The 18,800-nt window shown below is 62.6% G+C and carries 1 protein-coding gene (cut by a window edge); it reads left to right on the top strand.

What is annotated here, in order from left to right; genetic code table 11:
• The first annotated feature begins 193 nt into the window (after positions 1–193).
• On the top strand, positions 194–18,800 hold the 5' portion of the coding sequence (locus LOY68_RS17595; protein WP_265038750.1) for a non-ribosomal peptide synthetase. The gene runs 12,227 nt beyond the window's last position; the window shows 18,607 of its 30,834 coding nt (coding positions 1–18,607); the start codon lies at positions 194–196; its stop codon lies off the right edge, out of view.

Below are 18,800 nucleotides of genomic sequence, written 5' to 3'. Positions count from 1 at the left end.
GGGCGTCATTGCTGCGAGTAGACCACTCCCGATCAGCGATCGCTTTTGACCCGATATTCATTCAAAGCCCTGACCCAAGCGCCGCCCTCGGCCCCTGAAACGCTGCCGATTCCCGCGTTCAGGCGCCACGCCGTATCTGAAAAGCACAATTTTCATCGTCAACCACCCCCGAATTCACACAGCAGGTTCTTCGATGCAATTCAGCGATTTGATGGCCGTTCTTTCTCTGCACCCGATCCGTCTTCAACTGGATGATGGCGACCTTGTGATCCTGGGCGATGACGAAGGGCTGGACAGCGCGCTGTGGGACAGTCTTGGCCTCCACAAGAACGAATTGATCGCGCTGGTGACGAGAAATGGCGGTGACTGGCTCAGCCCGGCGTTCCGCATCACCCCGGACATGCTGCCCCTGGCCAGCCTCAGTCAGGCGGAAATCGACCGCATCGTCGAAACCGTGCCCGGCGGCGCCGGCAATGTGCAGGACATCTATCCGCTGGCGCCGTTGCAGGAAGGCATTCTTTACCATCACCTCGCCGCCGAGCAGGGCGACCCGTACGTGTTGCAGGCGCTGTTCGGCGCCGAGCAACGTTCGCACCTCGAAAACTTTACCCAGGCCTTGCAAGGCGTGATCGATCGCCATGACATCCTGCGCACTTCGGTAGTGTGGGAAGGGCTCGACGAGCCGGTGCAAGTGGTCTGGCACGCGGCAACCCTGCCTTTGGAAGAGTTAGCGCTCGACCCGGCACACGGCGACATCCTCGCGCAACTGCGTGAACGCTTCGATACCCGCCAGCATCGTCTGGATGTGGGCCAGGCGCCGCTGATGCGCCTGGTCTGCGCCCAGGACCTTGAGCACAAGCGTTGGGTCGCGATTCTGTTGTTCCACCACATGGCCCTGGATCACGCGGCACTGGAACTGGTGCAGCACGAAATGCAGGCCTTCCTGCTCGGCGAAGGCGACGCCTTGCCCGCCGCGATGCCGTTTCGTAACTACGTGGCGCAGGTTCGGCTGGGTGTTGGCCGCGATGCGCATGAGGCGTTTTTCCGCGACATGCTGGGCGAGGTCGATGAACCGACCCTGCCATTCGGTTTGGCCGGTGTGCCTGAACTCGACCCGGTCATCGAAGAGGTGCATCTGACGGTCGATGCCTCGCTCAGCTTGCGCCTGCGCGCCCAGGCCCGGCAGTTGGGCGTGAGCGCCGCGAGCCTGCATCACTTGGCGTGGGCGCGGGTGTTGGGCTGTGTTTCGGGACGTGAAGACGTGGTGTTCGGCACCGTGCTGATGGGCCGGATGCAGGGCGGCGATGGTTCGGATCGGGCCTTGGGCATGTTCATCAACACCCTGCCGCTGCGGGTCAAACTGGCCGGGCAGGGCGCGCGCGACAGCGTCAAAGCCACGCATGCCGACCTGGCGGCGCTGCTCGGGCATGAACACGCCTCGCTGGCACTGGCCCAGCGTTGCAGCGGGGTGCCGGCACCGGCGCCGTTGTTCGGTTCGCTGCTCAATTATCGCCACAGTGGCACCGCACAAGTGCCGACCACCGATTCGCTGAAAGCGTGGGCGGGTTTGCAGTCGCTGGGCGGTGAAGAACGTACCAACTACCCGCTGACCTTGTCGGTGGACGACCTGGGCGAAGGCTTCAGCCTGAGTGTGCTGGCGTTGGCCGAGATCGGCGCGCAGCGGGTCGGCGATTACATGCTGACCGCGCTGGCGGGACTGGCACGGGCGCTGGAACAGACGCCGGAGTTGCCGCTGCATGAGCTGTTGGTTTTGCCGGACGCCGAGCGTCAGCACGTGTTGCTGGATTTCAATGCGACCACGCGCAGCTATCCGCAGGACCAGACCGTGCATGGGCTGTTTGAAGCGCAGGTCCTGGCTCATCCTGATGCGACAGCGGCGATCCACGACGGGCAACGCCTGACGTATCGTGAACTCAACGCCAGGGCCAATGGCCTAGCCCATTACCTTGTCGACCTCGGCGTGCGGCCGGGCGAATCCGTGGCGATTCTGCTGGAGCGTTCCCTTGAATTGCTGATCAGCCAATTGGCGATCCTGAAATGCGCGGCGGTGTATGTGCCGCTGGACATCAGTGCGCCGATTGAGCGCCAGGATTTCATGGTGCAGGACAGCGCGGCACGAATGGTGCTGACGTTGAGCACGGAATCGGTGCCCGAAGGCGCTCGGCGCGTGGACCTGGACACCGTTTTGCTCGATGACTTGGCCGCTGACCTGCACCTGCCACAGTCCAGCGAATCGCCGGCTTACATCATGTACACCTCGGGTTCAACCGGCACGCCGAAGGGCGTTTTGGTCCCGCACCGGGCGATCAACCGACTGGTGATCAACAACGGCTACGCGGACTTCAACGCCGAGGATCGCGTGGCGTTTGCCTCGAACCCGGCGTTCGACGCCAGCACCCTCGACGTCTGGGCTCCGTTGCTCAATGGCGGTTGTGTGGTGATCGTCGAGCAGGATGTGTTGTTGTCCCAGGAACGTTTCCGCGCGCTGTTGCTGGAGCAAAAGATCAGCGTGTTGTGGATGACGGCAGGTCTATTTCATCAATACGCCGCCGGTTTGATGTCGGTATTCGGTCAGTTGCGTTACCTGATCGTCGGCGGCGACGTGCTCGATCCCGCCGTGATCAGCCGCGTCTTGAAAGAAGGCGCGCCGCAGCACCTGCTCAACGGCTACGGCCCGACGGAAGCGACCACGTTCACAACGACTTATGAAATCAACGCCGTGGGCGAGGGCAGCATTCCGATTGGTCGCCCGGTCGGCAACACCCGGGTTTATGTGCTGGACGCCTGGCAGCGGCCAGTGCCCGTCGGTGTGGCGGGCGAGTTGTATATCGGTGGCGACGGCGTGGCCAACGGGTATTTGAACCGTCCAGAGTTGACCGCCGAGAAGTTTGTCGCCGACCCGTTCAGCGCAGACCCAAGCGCTTTGCTTTATCGAACCGGTGACCTGGCGTGTTGGCTGGCGGACGGCAATGTGGAATACCTGGGTCGCAATGACGACCAGGTCAAGATCCGTGGTTTCCGCGTCGAACTGGGCGAAATCGAAGCCCGATTGAGCGAATGCGCGGGTGTGAAAGACGCCGTGGTGCTGGCGCGTCAGGACGAATCGGGCCCCAAACGTCTGGTCGGTTATGTGATTGTCGAGCCGGGCATGAGCCTGTCAGCGCAGGACTTACGCGCCGAACTGATCGCCTCGCTGGCCGAGTACATGGTGCCAAGTGCCTTCGTGGTGCTGGAAAGCTTCCCGCTGACCGCCAACGGCAAGCTCGACCGCCGCGCGCTGCCGGCCCCTGATGCAGACGCTTATGCCAGTCGCGAGTACGAAGCGCCACAAGGTGAAGTCGAGGAAATCCTCGCACGCCTGTGGGCTGATGTGCTCAAGGTGGAACGCGTGGGTCGTCACGACCACTTCTTCGAGCTCGGCGGCCATTCGCTGCTGGCGGTGACGCTGATTGAGAGGATGCGTCAGGCCGAATTGAGCGCTGATGTACGCATTCTGTTCAGCCAACCGACATTGGCGGCACTCGCCGCTGCTGTGGGTAGCGGTAAAGAAGTCAGCGTTCCCGAGAATCTGATTCCGCTGGACTGCGCGCACATCACCCCGGACCTGCTGCCCCTCGCCACTCTGACTCAGGACACCATCGACCGTATCGTCGCCACCGTCCCTGGCGGCGCGCGTAATGTGCAGGATATTTATCCGCTGGCGCCGTTGCAGGAAGGCATCCTCTATCACCATTTGGCCGCCGAGCAGGGCGACCCGTACGTGCTGCAAACGCAGTTCGCCTTTGAAAATCAGGAACGCCTCGATGCGTTCATTCAAGCGTTGCAGGTGGTGATCGATCGCCACGACATCCTCCGCACCGGCGTGGTGTGGGAGGGTCTGGAGTCCCCGGCCCAAGTGGTCTGGCGCGAGGCGAAGTTGCACCTTGAGGCAGTCGACCTCGATCCGGCGGCCGGCGATGCCGTAGCGCTGTTGAGCCAGCGACTCGATCCTCGTCATCACCGACTCGACGTTAGCCAGGCCCCGATGATGCGGTTGGCTTACGCGCAGGATGAAGCCAATCAGCGCATTGTCGCGACGCTGTTGTTCCACCACATGGCGCTGGACCACACCGCCATGGAAGTGGTGCAGCACGAGATGCAGGCGTACTTGCAGGGTGAAGCGGATCAACTCACCGACGCCGTGCCGTATCGCAACTATGTGGCCCAGGCGCGCCTTGGCGTCAGTCGTGAAGAACACGAAGCGTTTTTCCGCGAGATGCTTGGCGATATCGATGAGCCGACGCTGCCGTTCGGTTTACAGGATGTGCAGGGCGATGGCCGGGATATCGAAGAACATGCGCGGTTTGTCGAGACTGCGCTGGACCTGCGACTGCGGGCACAGGCGCGTCAGCTCGGTGTGAGCGCGGCGAGCCTTGTCCACCTGGCGTTTGCCCAGGTGCTGGGCAAGGTGTCGAGCAAGCAGGACGTGGTGTTCGGTACGGTGCTGATGGGCCGGATGCAGGGCGGCGACGGCGCCGACCGCGCGCTGGGGATGTTCATCAATACCCTGCCGTTGCGCGTGGATGTCGGCGCCCAAGGGGTGAAGGCCGGAGTCAAGGCGACCCATGCAAGGCTGACTGCGTTGCTCGGTCATGAGCATGCCTCGCTGGCATTGGCCCAGCGTTGCAGTGGCGTGACCGCACCGACGCCGCTGTTCAGCGCGCTGCTCAACTATCGCCACAGTGCGACGGACGCGGTATCGGCCCAGGCCGTGGACGCGTGGCGTGGGATGCAAGTGTTGAGTGGTGAGGAACGCACCAACTATCCGCTGACGTTGAACGTGGATGATTTGGGTAATGGCTTCAAGTTGACGGTGTTGGTGGCCGCGCAGGTCGGGGCGCAGCGGGTTTGCGCGTATATGCAGGCGGCGCTGGAAGGATTGGTGTTGGCGCTGGAGCAGACGCCGCAGGCTGCGTTGTATCGGTTGCCGATATTGCCGGCGTCGGAGCGGGAGCAGGTGTTGGTCGGGTTCAATGCGACTGAGGCTGTGTATCCGTTGGACGAGACGGTTCATGGGTTGTTTGAGGCGCAGGTAGAGCGCACGCCGGATGCGGTGGCGGTGGTTTATGGCGAGCAACGGTTGAGTTATCGCGAGCTGAATGAGCGGGCGAACCGCTTGGCGCATTATCTGCGCGGGCAGGGCGTGCGGCCGGATTCGCGGGTGGCGATTTGTGTAGAGCGTAGTGCCGACATGGTCGTCGGGTTGCTGGCGATTTTGAAGGCGGGCGGGGGTTATGTGCCGCTGGATCCGGCTTATCCGTTGGATCGGATTGCCTACATGCTTGAGGACAGCGCACCGGCCGTGGTGTTGGCGCAGACCGCAACGCTGGGGCTTCTGAGTGAAGCTTCGATGCCGGTTATCGATCTGGATAGCGGCATCTGGCAGGACGAATCCGTCGCCAATCCTTCGATTGAAGGCCTGACATCGGCGCATCTGGCGTATGTGATCTACACCTCCGGTTCAACCGGTTTGCCGAAAGGCGTGATGATCGAACACCGCAACACCGTGAACTTCCTGACGTGGGCGCATCGTTCATTCGATGACGCCACGTTGTCGAAAACCCTGTTCTCCACCTCGTTGAACTTCGACTTGGCAGTCTATGAGTGCTTTGCACCGTTGACGTCCGGCGGCAGCATCGATGTCGTCACTAATGTGCTGGAACTGCGAGATGACATCACGCTGATCAACACTGTGCCGTCGGCGCTCAAGGCGTTGCTGGAGTCCGGCGGACTCAGCAAAAACGTGCACACGGTGAACGTCGCTGGTGAAGCGCTCAAACGCAGCCTCGTGGAAAACCTGTTCGAACAAACCGGCGTCCAGCGCCTGTGCAACCTCTACGGCCCTTCGGAAACCACAACCTACTCAAGTTGGGTATCAATGGACCGCGAAGATGGTTTTGCGGCGCACATCGGCAAACCGGTAGCTAACACCCAGTTCTACCTGCTGGATGAACATCAACAACCGGTTCCACTGGGCGTGCCGGGCGAAATCTACATCGGCGGCGCTGGCGTAGCGCGGGGTTACCTGAACCGCGACGACCTGACTGCCGAACGTTTTCTTAACGATCCATTCCGCACCAACGCCCGCATGTACAAAACCGGCGACCTGGGCCGCTACCTGCCAGATGGCAACATCGAATACCTCGGCCGCAACGACGACCAAGTCAAAATCCGCGGCTTCCGCATCGAACTGGGCGAGATCGAAACCAAACTCGCCCAACACCCCGACATCAACGAAGCCACTGTCCTGGCCCGCGAAGACGTGCCGGGCGAAAAACGCCTGGTCGCCTATTACACCGCACAAGCATCGCTGGACATCGACGCACTCCGCCGCCACCTGCAAACCCAACTCCCGGACTACATGATCCCGGCAGCCTACGTCCATCTCGACAAACTGCCGCTAACCCCCAACGGCAAACTCGACCGCAAAGCCCTGCCAGCCCCGGACTCCGCAGCCGTCATCACCCGCGCCTACGAAGCCCCGGTCGGCGAAGTCGAAATTGCCCTCGCACACATCTGGCAAGACCTGCTCGGCCTGCCGCAAGTCGGCCGTCACGACCATTTCTTCGAACTCGGCGGCCACTCCCTGCTGGCCGTCAGCCTGATCGGGCGCATGCGCCAACTCGACCTGTCGGCGGACATCCGCGTGCTGTTCGGCCAGCCAACCCTGGCCGCGCTTGCCGCAGCGGTGGGTGGCAGCAGCGAAATCGTGGTGCCAGCGAACAATATTCGCCTGGGCTGCACGCACATCACCCCGGACATGCTGACCCTGGTCAAACTTGACCAGGACGCCATCGACCGCATCGTCGCCAGCGTCTCGGGCGGCGCGCGCAACGTGCAGGACATCTACCCGCTGGCGCCGTTGCAAGAAGGCATTCTTTACCATCACATCGCCGCGTCTCAGGGCGACCCCTATGTACTCAAAGCCACGTTCACCGTTGCCGATCGCGAGCGGTTGGACGCCTTCGCCCATGCCCTGCAAAGCGTCATCGACCGCCACGACATCCTCCGCACTTCGGTGGTGTGGCAGGGCCTCGACGAGCCGGTGCAAGTGGTGTGGCGCAAGGCGCAACTGGCGGTTGAGGAAATCAAGTTCGACGCCGGCGAAGGCGAGATTGCTGATCGCTTGCGCGCAGAATTCGACACCCTGCATTACCGTCTCGACATGCAACAGGCGCCGCTGATGCGCATCGTGTTCAGCCAGGACGTCCCCAACCAGCGTTGGGTCGCCATGCTGTTGTTCCACCACATGGCCCTCGATCACGTGGCGCTGGAAGTGGTGCAGCAGGAAATGCAGGCGCATTTGCTCGGTCAATCCGAGCACCTCGGCGATGCGGTGCCGTATCGCAATTACGTGGGCCAGGCGCGTCTGGGTGTCAGCCGCGAAGAACACGAAGCCTTCTTCCGCGACATGCTCGGCGATATCGACGAGCCGACGCTGCCGTTCGGTTTGCAGGATGTGCGCGGCGATGGCAGCGACATCGAAGAGTCCGCGCTGGACCTCAGCGCCGACCTGAGCCGCCGTCTGCGCGCCCAGGCCCGTCAGTTGGGCGTGAGCGCCGCGAGCCTGCATCACCTGGCCTGGGCGCAAGTGCTGGGCCGGGTGTCGGGTCGTGAAGACGTGGTGTTCGGCACTGTTTTGATGGGCCGGATGCAGGGCGGCGAGGGCGCCGAACGGGCGCTGGGCATGTTCATCAACACCTTGCCGCTGCGGGTCAGCCTCGGCGAACTTGGTGTACGCGACGGGGTAAAAGCCACCCACGCGCGGTTGAGCGGTTTGCTGGGGCACGAACATGCCTCGCTGGCCCTGGCCCAGCGTTGCAGCGGGGTGGTCGCGCCATTGCCGTTGTTCAGTGCTTTGCTCAATTACCGCCACAGCTCCGTCCAAGCGCATTCAAGCGAAACCCTGACGGCGTGGGAGGGGATCGAATCCCTGAGCAACGAAGAACGCACCAACTACCCGCTGACCCTGTCGGTGGACGATCTCGGTGAAGGCTTCCGCGTGACCGCGCTGGCCATGCCGCAAATCGGTGCCGAGCGTATTTGCGCCTATCTGAATATTGCGCTGGAGCAGTTGGTCGATGCCCTGGAGCAGGCGCCGCACACCGCGCTGCTCAGCCTGCCGATCCTGCCGCCCACCGAGCGCGAGCAACTGCTGGTGGGCTTCAACGCCACGACGCGCAGCTATCCGCAGGACCAGACCGTTCATGCATTGTTCGAAGCGCAGGTCCACGCCCAGCCAGAGGCCACAGCGGCAGTCCACGACACGCAAAGCCTGACCTACAACGAACTCAATACCCGGGCCAATCAACTGGCCCACCACCTGATTGGCCTCGGCGTACAACCGGGGGATCGCGTGGCGATTCTGCTGGAGCGCTCCCTTGAGCTGCCGATCAGCCAGTTGGCGATCCTCAAATGTGCGGCGGTCTATGTGCCTCTGGACTTCAGCGCACCCACCGAACGTCAAGGCTTCATGGTGCAGGACAGCGGGGCACGAATGGTGCTCACGTTGAGCACAACCACGGTGCCCGTAGACGCGAAGCGCGTGGATCTGGACAGCGTAACCCTCGATAACCTGACCACGGACCCGCAACTGCCACAGTCCAGCGAATCGCCGGCCTACATCATGTACACCTCGGGCTCGACCGGCACGCCAAAGGGCGTTTTGGTCCCGCACCGCGCCATCAACCGCTTGGTGATCAACAACGGTTACGCGGAATTCAATGCCGAGGATCGCGTGGCGTTTGCCTCGAACCCGGCCTTCGACGCCAGCACCCTCGACGTCTGGGCGCCACTGCTCAATGGCGGTTGCGTGGTGATCGTTGGGCAAGACGTGTTGCTCTCGCAAGAACGCTTCAGCGCATTGCTGTTGGAGCAAAAAATCAGCGTGTTGTGGATGACGGCAGGTCTGTTCCATCAATACGCCGCCGGTTTGATGTCGGTATTCGGCCAGTTGCGCTACCTGATCGTCGGTGGCGACGTGCTCGATCCCGCCGTGATCAGTCGTGTATTGAAAGAAGGCGCGCCGCAGCACCTGCTTAACGGCTACGGCCCGACGGAAGCGACCACGTTCTCCGCGACTTACGAAATCAAGAAAGCAGGCGAGGGCAGCATTCCGATTGGTCGCCCGGTGGGCAATACACGGCTTTACCTGCTGGACCCACAGGGCAATCCGGTGCCGATTGGCGTCGCGGGCGAGTTGTATATTGGTGGCGACGGCGTGGCCAAGGGGTATTTGAACCGTCCCGAGCTGACTGCCGAGAAGTTTGTGGTGGACCCGTTCAGCACTGCGCCGCAAGCCTTGCTTTACCGCACTGGCGACCTCGGTCGCTGGCTGCCGGATGGCAATGTCGAATACCTCGGCCGTAACGACGACCAGGTGAAAATCCGTGGTTTCCGTATCGAACTCGGCGAGATCGAGGCGCGATTGGGCCAGTGTGCCGGCGTGAAAGACGCCGTGGTGCTGGCACGCCAGGACGAATCGGGACCAAAACGCCTGGTCGGTTATGTGATCGCCGAACCGGGCAACACCCTGTCGGTACAGGACCTGCGCGCCGAACTGGCCGCCTCACTGGCCGACTACATGGTGCCCAGCGCCTTCGTGGTGCTGGACCTGTTCCCGCTGACCGCCAACGGCAAGCTCGACCGCCGCGCATTGCCCACCCCGGACGCAGACGCCTACGCCAGTCGCGAGTACGAAGCACCGCAAGGCGAAGTCGAGGAAACCCTCGCACGCCTGTGGGCCGACGTGCTCAAGGTCGAACGCGTCGGTCGTCACGACCACTTCTTCGAACTTGGCGGTCATTCGCTGCTGGCGGTGACGTTGATCGAGCGCATGCGCCAGGCCGAATTGAGCGCCGATGTGCGCGTGCTGTTCAGCCAGCCGACCCTGGCCGCATTGGCCGCGGCGATCGGCAGCGGCAAGGAAATAACGGTTCCGGCCAACCTGATTCCGCTGAACTGCGAACACATCACCCCGGACTTGCTGCCTCTCGCCACGCTCACTCAGGAAACCATCGACCGCATCGTCGCCACCGTCCCCGGCGGTTCGCGCAATGTGCAGGACATCTACCCGCTGGCGCCGCTGCAGGAAGGCATCCTTTATCACCACTTGGCCGCCGAGCAGGGCGACCCGTACGTGCTGCAAACACAATTCGCCTTCGACAGCCGTGAGCGTTTCGACGCATTCGTCCAGGCCTTGCAGGTGGTTATCGGGCGTCATGACATTCTGCGCACCTCGGTGGTCTGGGAGGGGCTCGACGAACCGGTGCAAGTGGTATGGCGCGGCGTCCTGCTGACCCCGGAACACATCGAACTCGACCCGGCCGCCGGCGATATTTCCGCACAGCTGGGCAGCCGTTTCGATGCGCGGCATTACCGCCTCGACCTGCGTCACGCGCCCCTCATGCATCTGGCGTACGCCCACGATGCAGCGCAAAACCGCTGGGTCGCGATCCTGCTGTTCCACCATTTGGCGCTGGACCACACCGCGCTGGACGTGATGCAGCACGAAATGCAACTGCACCTGCTGGGTCAGGACGATAAGCTCGGCGAAGCGATGCCGTACCGCAACTATGTGGCCCAGGCGAAATTCGGTCTGAGTGCCGACGATCACGAAGCGTTCTTCCGCGAGATGCTTGGCGAAGTCGATGAACCGACACTGCCATTCGGATTACAGGATGTGCAGGGCGACGGGCATGGCATCGACGAGGCCCGCCAACCGGTGGATCTGGCGCTGTCCAAACGCCTGCGAACCCAGGCGCGACAGCTCGGTGTGAGCGCGGCGAGCCTGGTGCACCTGGCTTGGGCGCAAGTGCTGGGCAAGGTGTCCGGCAAACAGGACGTGGTGTTCGGCACCGTACTGCTGGGCCGTTTGCAAGCCGGCGACGGTGCGGACCGGGCGTTGGGGATGTTCATCAACACCTTGCCGCTGCGGGTGGATGTCGGTGCCCAAGGCGTGAAAGCCGGGGTCAAGGCGACCCATGCGCGGCTGACCGCGTTGCTCGGCCACGAACACGCGTCACTGGCCCTGGCCCAGCGTTGCAGCGGTGTGACCGCACCGACGCCGCTGTTCAGTGCGTTGCTCAACTACCGGCACAGCGCTGGCGAAGTCAGCGAGGAAGCCTTGTCCGCGTGGCAAGGCATCGCGGCGCTCGGCGGTGATGAACGCACCAACTACCCATTGACCCTGAACGTCGACGACTTGGGCGAAGCCTTCCACCTGACTGCTTTGGTTGCCCAGCCGATCGGCGCCGAGCGTATTTGCGCCTATATGCAAGTCGCGCTGGAGAATCTGGTCGCCGCGCTGGAAACCGCGCCGCACACGCCACTGCAAGCGTTGACCGTGCTGCCAGCCGCCGAGCGTCAGCAACTGCTCGACACCTGGAACACCACCGACGTCGTCTATGAACATGACGCGTTGATCCACCACCAATTCGAAGCCCGGGCCGCCGCGCAGCCCGACGCCGTGGCGGTGGTCTATGAAGACCTGAGCCTGACCTACGGCGAACTCAACGCCCGCGCCAATCAGATGGCCCACCGTTTGCTCGCACTCGGTGTGCGCCCGGATGATCGGGTGGCGATCTGCGTCGAGCGTGGTCTGGAAATGATTGTCGGTTTGCTGGGCATCCTAAAGTCCGGCGCCGGTTACGTGCCACTGGACCCGGCTTACCCGGCCGAGCGCATCGCCTACATGCTCTACGACAGCGCCCCGGTGGCACTGCTGACTCAACTGCCGTTGCGCGATCAACTGCCGCAAATGAACATCCCGACGCTGCTGCTCGACCTGATCGAAGCCAGCCACGAAGCGCCGCCCGCGCAACACAACCCTGACGTTGCGGGCCTGACCTCGGCGAACCTGGCCTATGTGATCTACACCTCTGGCTCCACCGGCCTGCCCAAAGGCGTGATGATCGAACACCGCAACGTCGCGCGGCTGTTCTCGGCGACCCAGCCGTGGTTCAACTTCGGCGCGCAAGATGTGTGGGCGCTGTTCCATTCCTTCGCTTTCGACTTCTCGGTCTGGGAAATCTGGGGCGCGCTGACCCACGGCGGCCAGTTGCTGGTGGTGCCGCAACTGGTTAGCCGCTCGCCACAATACTGCTACGCACTGTTGTGCGAAGCCGGCGTGACCATCCTCAACCAGACGCCGAGCGCCTTCCGCCAGTTGATTGCGGCCCAGGGCGAAATCGACCTGAGCCACAGCCTGCGCCAGGTGATCTTCGGTGGCGAAGCCCTGGAAACCGGGATTCTCAAGCCGTGGTATGCCCGAGCGCAGAACGCGCAAACGCAACTGGTCAACATGTACGGCATCACCGAAACCACGGTGCACGTGACCTATCGCGCACTCGACGCGGCGGATGCGCAACTGATCGGCGTGAGCCCGATTGGCGGGCGCATTCCCGACTTGCAACTGTACGTACTGGATACCCAGCGTGAGCCAGTACCGGTCGGCGTGATCGGTGAAATGTACGTCGGCGGTGCAGGCGTGGCGCGGGGTTACTTGAACCGCGACGAACTCACCGCCGAACGCTTCCTCGACAACCCGTTCAGCGCCGAACCAGGCGCGCGGATGTACCGCACCGGTGACCTCGGCCGCTGGCTGGCGGACGGCAGCGTCGAATACCTGGGTCGCAACGATGACCAAGTGAAAATCCGCGGTTTCCGCATCGAACTGGGCGAGATCCAGGCCAAACTCGCCGCGTGCAAAGGTGTGCGCGAAGCCGTGGTGCTGGCCCGTCAGGACACCGGCGACAAACGCCTGGTGGCATATGTGATTGCCAAGGAAGGCGAGCAACTGACGGCCGCCGAACTGCGCGCCGAGCTGCTCGAAACGCTGGCCGACTACATGGTGCCGAGTGCCTTCGTGACGCTCACATCATTCCCGCTGACCACCAACGGCAAGCTCGACCGTCAGGCGCTGCCGGTGCCGGACCAATCCTCGGTGGTGAGCCGCGCCTATGAGGCTCCGCAAGGCGAAGTTGAAATTGCCATCGCGAAAATCTGGCAAGAGCTGCTGCAACTGGAGCAGGTCGGGCGCCACGACCACTTCTTTGAACTGGGCGGGCACTCGTTGCTGGCGGTGAAGTTGATCGAACGCATGCGTCAGGTTGATCTGGCGGCTGATGTGCGTGTGCTGTTCGGTCAACCGACTCTCGCGGCACTCGCCGCAGCGGTTGGCGGCACCGTTGAAATCGTGGTGCCGGCCAATGCGATCCCGGACGACTGCACGCGCATCACCCCGGACATGTTGCCGCTGGCGACGCTGACCCAGGATGAAATCGACCGCGTAGTGGCGGCGACTCCCGGTGGCGTGGCCAATGTGCAGGACATCTATGCGCTGGCGCCGTTGCAGGAGGGGATTCTGTATCACCACCTCGCGGCGGAGAAAGGCGATCCGTACCTGCAATTCGCGATGTTTTCCTTCGACACTCGCGAGCGCTTGAACATCTTTGCCAACGCGCTGCAAGGCGTGGTTTCGCGGCACGACATTTTGCGCACCGGCGTGGTCTGGGAAGGCCTGGACGAACCGGTGCAAGTGGTCTGGCGTGCGGCTCAGTTGGGTCTGGACGAGATTGTGCTGGACCCGGCGGCGGGCGATATCGCTGAGCAACTGCGTGAACGCCTCGACCCACGGCATTACCGCCTGGACATTCGTCAGGCGCCGATGATGCGCATCGGTTACGCCGAAGACCCGGTGAATAACCGCTGGATCGGCATGCTGCTATTCCACCACATGGTCGACGACGCGACTTCGCTGGGCATGCTCACGGCGGAAATCGAAGCGCACATGCTCGGTCAGGAGCACCTGCTGGGCACTTCGGTGCCGTACCGCAACTATGTGGCCCAGGCACGCCTGGGTATCAGCCGCGAAGACCATGAAGTGTTCTTCCGCGACATGCTCGGCGACATCGACGAGCCGACGCTGCCGTTCGGCCTGCAGGATGTGCAGGGCGAAGGACGCGATATCGAAGAAGTCCGACAGGTTGTGGATGCGGTGCTGAGCAAACGTCTGCGAGCGCAGGCCCGTCAGCTTGGCGTGAGTGCCGCGAGCGTCTATCACCTGGCGTGGGCGCAGGTGCTGGCCAGCGTTTCGGGCAAGGACGATGTGGTGTTCGGCACGGTGCTGTTGGGCCGGATGCAGGGCGGCGAGGGCGCCGATCGGGCGCTGGGCATGTTCATCAACACCTTGCCGCTGCGCGTCAGCCTCGGCGCACAAGGTGTGCGCGCCGGGATCAAGGCGACCCATGAGCGCCTGACCGCGTTGCTCGGTCACGAACATGCGTCGCTGGTACTCGCCCAGCGTTGCAGCGGCGTGACCGCGCCGACGCCGTTGTTCAGTGCATTGCTCAATTACCGTCACCTCGGCACCCGCGCGGTGTCGACTGAAGCCATTGCTGTCTGGGACGGCATCGAGGCGCTGGAAGGCGAAGAACGCACCAACTATCCGCTGTCATTGTCGGTGGATGACCTCGGTGAAGGCTTCAACCTGACGGTCATGGCCTCGGCACAGATTGGCGCCGGGCGCGTGTGTGGCTACATGCATTCGGTGCTGGAAAATCTGGTCGAGGCGCTGGAGCAAAACCCGCAAGCGCCGTTGCATGGTTTGAAAATCCTGCCAGCGGCCGAGCGTTCGCAGTTGCTGGAAACGTGGAACGCGCCGGTTGGCGAATACGCCAGCGAGCACACGGTCCATGCTTTGTTTGAAGCCAGGGCGGCGGCGCAGCCTGATGCCGTGGCGGTGGTGTTTGAAGAATTGACCCTGACTTACGGCGAACTCAACGCCCGGGCCAACCAGGTCGCCCATCACCTGATCGGGTTGGGTATTCGCCCGGATGATCGGGTTGCGATTTGTGTTGAGCGCGGTCTGGAGATGATCGTCGGGTTGCTGGGGATCCTGAAGTCCGGCGCCGGTTATGTGCCGCTGGACCCGGCTTATCCGCAGGATCGCATTAGCTACCTGCTGGAAGACAGCACGCCGGTTGCGGTGTTGGCTCAAGCCTCCACGCGGTGGTTGCTGGAGGCGGTCGTGGTGCCGGTGGTTGATCTTGATGGCGAGAGCTGGCAGGGCGAATCCGTCACCAATCCTGATGTTGAAGGCCTGACGTCTGCGCATCTGGCCTACGTGATCTACACCTCCGGTTCGACCGGTCTGCCAAAGGGCGTGATGGTTGAACACCGCAACGTTGCGCGCTTGTTCTCGGCGACTGAGGCGTGGTTCAACTTCGGCCCGCAGGACGTCTGGGCCTTGTTCCACTCGTTTGCTTTCGACTTCTCGGTCTGGGAAATCTGGGGCGCGCTGATCTATGGCGGGCGTTTGCTGGTGGTGCCGCAACTGGTCAGCCGTTCCCCGGCGGATTGTTATGCGTTGCTGTGTGAGGCCGGCGTCACGGTGCTGAACCAGACGCCTAGCGCGTTCCGGCAGTTGATTGCCGCTCAGGACACGACGGCGCACAGTCTGCGCCAGGTGATTTTTGGCGGTGAAGCGCTGGAAACCGGGATTCTCAAGCCTTGGTATGCCCGTGCGCAGAACGCGCAAACGCAACTGGTCAACATGTACGGTATCACCGAAACCACGGTGCACGTAACCTATCGTCCATTGACCGCCACCGACGCGTTATTGGTCGGCGTCAGCCCGATTGGCGGGCGCATTCCCGATCTGCAACTGTATGTGCTCGACGCCCGGCGCGAGCCGGTGCCGGTCGGCGTGGTTGGCGAAATGTACGTCGGCGGTGCCGGTGTGGCTCGGGGTTACCTGAACCGCCCTGAACTCAATAACGAACGCTTTATCCCCGACATTTTCAGCGGCCGTGCCGATGCGCGGTTGTATCGCACGGGTGACCTCGGCCGCTGGCTGGCGGACGGCACGGTTGAGTACCTGGGGCGTAACGACGACCAGGTGAAGATCCGTGGTTTCCGCATCGAACTGGGTGAAATCGAGGCGAAACTCGCGGCTTGTGAGGATGTGCGTGAAGCCGTGGTCATCGCTCGTGAAGACGAACCGGGTGACAAACGTCTGGTGGCCTACGTGATTGCCGATCAGGACGTGCAGTTGTCAGCGTCCGACTTGCGCACGCAATTACTGGAGTCTTTGGCTGAATACATGGTGCCCAGCGCCTTCGTGATGCTGTCGGCATTCCCGCTGACCACCAACGGCAAACTCGACCGCAAGGCACTGCCAGCCCCCGATTCAATGGCCTACGCCAGTCGCGAATACGTCGCCCCGCAAGGCGAGATCGAAAGCACCATCGCCGGAATCTGGCAGGACCTGCTGAAGATCGAGCAGATCGGTCGGCATGACAATTTCTTTGAACTGGGCGGGCATTCGCTGCTGGCCGTGAAGCTCATCGAGCGTATGCGCCAGGTTGATCTCGCCGCTGACGTTCGCGTCCTGTTTGGCCAACCAACGCTGGCCGCGCTGGCCGCTGCCGTCGGCGATCAGACCGAAGTGCTGGTGCCGGCGAATCGGATTGCCGAGGATTGCCAACGCATCACCCCGGACATGCTGCCGCTGGCCGATCTCGATCAGCAGGCCATCGACCGTATCGTCTCCACCGTGCCGGGCGGCGTCGCCAACGTGCAGGACATCTATGCGCTGGCGCCGTTGCAGGAAGGGATTTTGTATCACCACCTCGCGGCCACCCAGGGTGACCCTTACGTCTTGCAAGTGCTGTTCGGTTTTGATGATCGTGACCGCGTAGACGCGTTTGCCGAGGCCTTGCAGAGCGTGGTGTCGCGTAACGATATCCTGCGCACCAGCATGGTCTGGCAAGGGCTGGTCGCGCCGGTGCAAGTGGTCTGGCGCCGGGCGCAAATGGTGGTTGAGGAAGTCGCGACCGACCCGGCAGCGGGGGATGTGGTGCAGCAACTGCACGAACGTTTCGACCCGCGTCACTATCGACTGGATATTTCCCAGGCTCCGCTGATGCGGCTGGCCTATGCGCAAGACCCTGCGAATAACCGTTGGGTCGGTATGCTGCTGTTCCACCACATGGCGCTGGACCACACCGCACTTGAAGTGGTGGTGCATGAAATGCAGGCCCATCTGCTGGGCCAGTCTGAGCAACTCGGCGCCGCCGTGCCGTACCGTAATCATGTGGCGCAGGCCCGATTGGGCGTGAGCCGTGAGCAACACGAAACATTCTTCCGCGAGATGCTCGGCGATATCGACGAGCCGACGTTGCCGTTCGGTTTGCAGGATGTGCAGGGCGATGGCAGTGGGGTCGAAGAACAACATCAGATGGTCGATACGGCGCTGGCCGTGCGTTTGCGAGTGCAAGCGCGGCAGCTTGGCGTGAGTGCGGCGAGCCTGGTGCATCTGGCGTGGGCGCAAGTGGTCGGTCGGGTGTCGGGCCGCGAAGAGGTGGTGTTCGGCACCGTACTGATGGGGCGGATGCAAGGCGGCGAGGGCGCTGATCGCGCGCTGGGCATGTTCATCAACACCTTGCCGCTGCGTGTGAGCGTAGGCGCACAAGGTGCGCGCGCCGGGGTCAAGGCGACCCACGCGCAACTCTCGGCCTTGCTCGGGCATGAGCATGCCTCGCTGTCCCTGGCCCAGCGTTGCAGCGGCGTACCGAGTTCATTGCCGTTGTTCAGCACCTTGCTGAACTACCGGCACAGCGCGGGTGAAGCGGTGTCGGATCAGGCGGTTTCGGCCTGGCACGGGATCCAGACCCTGAGCATGGAAGAGCGCACCAACTACCCGTTGTGCCTGAACGTGGACGATCTGGGCGAGGGCTTTATGCTCACCGCGCAGGCCGTTGCCGAGGTGGGGGCGCAGCGGGTTTGCGACTATATGCAGGCGGCGCTGGGTGCGTTGGTTGCGGCGCTGGAGGCCGCGCCGGAGTCGCCGTTGCGTGGGTTGTCGATCATGCCGGTGGCGGAGCGTTTGAAACTGCTGGTTGAGTTCAACGCGACTGAGGCTGCGTATCCGCTGGATCAGACGGTTCATGGGTTGTTTGAGGCGCAGGTTGAGCGCACGCCGGATGCGGTGGCTGTGGTTCATGGCTTGGAACGGTTGAGCTATCGCGAGTTGAATAGTCGCGCTAACCAATTGGCGCATTACCTGCGCGGGCTAGGTGTGAAACCTGATTCGCGAGTGGCGATTTGTGTTGAGCGCTCGGCGGATATGGTCGTTGGGTTGCTGGCGATTTTGAAGGCTGGCGGGGGTTATGTGCCGCTGGATCCGGCTTATCCGCTGGACCGGATTGCCTACATGCTGGAAGACAGCGCGCCGGCCGTGGTGTTGGCGCAGGCCTCCACACTTGGATTGTTGGCCGAAGCTTCGATGCCAGTGATCGATCTCGATAGTGGCATTTGGCAGGACGAATCCGTCTCCAATCCTGTGATTGACGGTCTGACATCGGCGCATCTGGCCTATGTGATTTACACCTCGGGTTCGACCGGTCTGCCGAAAGGCGTGATGATCGAACACCGCAACACGGTGAACTTCCTGACCTGGGCGCATCGTTCGTTCGATGAAGCCACGTTGGCGAAGACGCTGTTCTCGACTTCGTTGAACTTCGACTTGGCGGTCTACGAGTGCTTCGCGCCGCTGACGTCGGGCGGCAGCATTACGGTCGTGAAGAATGTGTTGGAACCGCACCACGACGTCACGCTGATCAACACCGTGCCGTCGGCGCTCAAAGCCTTGCTGGAGTCCGGCGGACTGAGCGCCAATGTGCACACGGTCAACGTCGCCGGTGAAGCGCTCAAACGCAGCCTGGTCGAAAACCTGTTTG

It is taken from the genome of Pseudomonas sp. B21-053 (genome assembly GCF_026016365.1).
GTDB lineage: Bacteria > Pseudomonadota > Gammaproteobacteria > Pseudomonadales > Pseudomonadaceae > Aquipseudomonas > Aquipseudomonas nunensis.
This window is presented reverse-complemented; position numbering and strand designations above follow the sequence as displayed.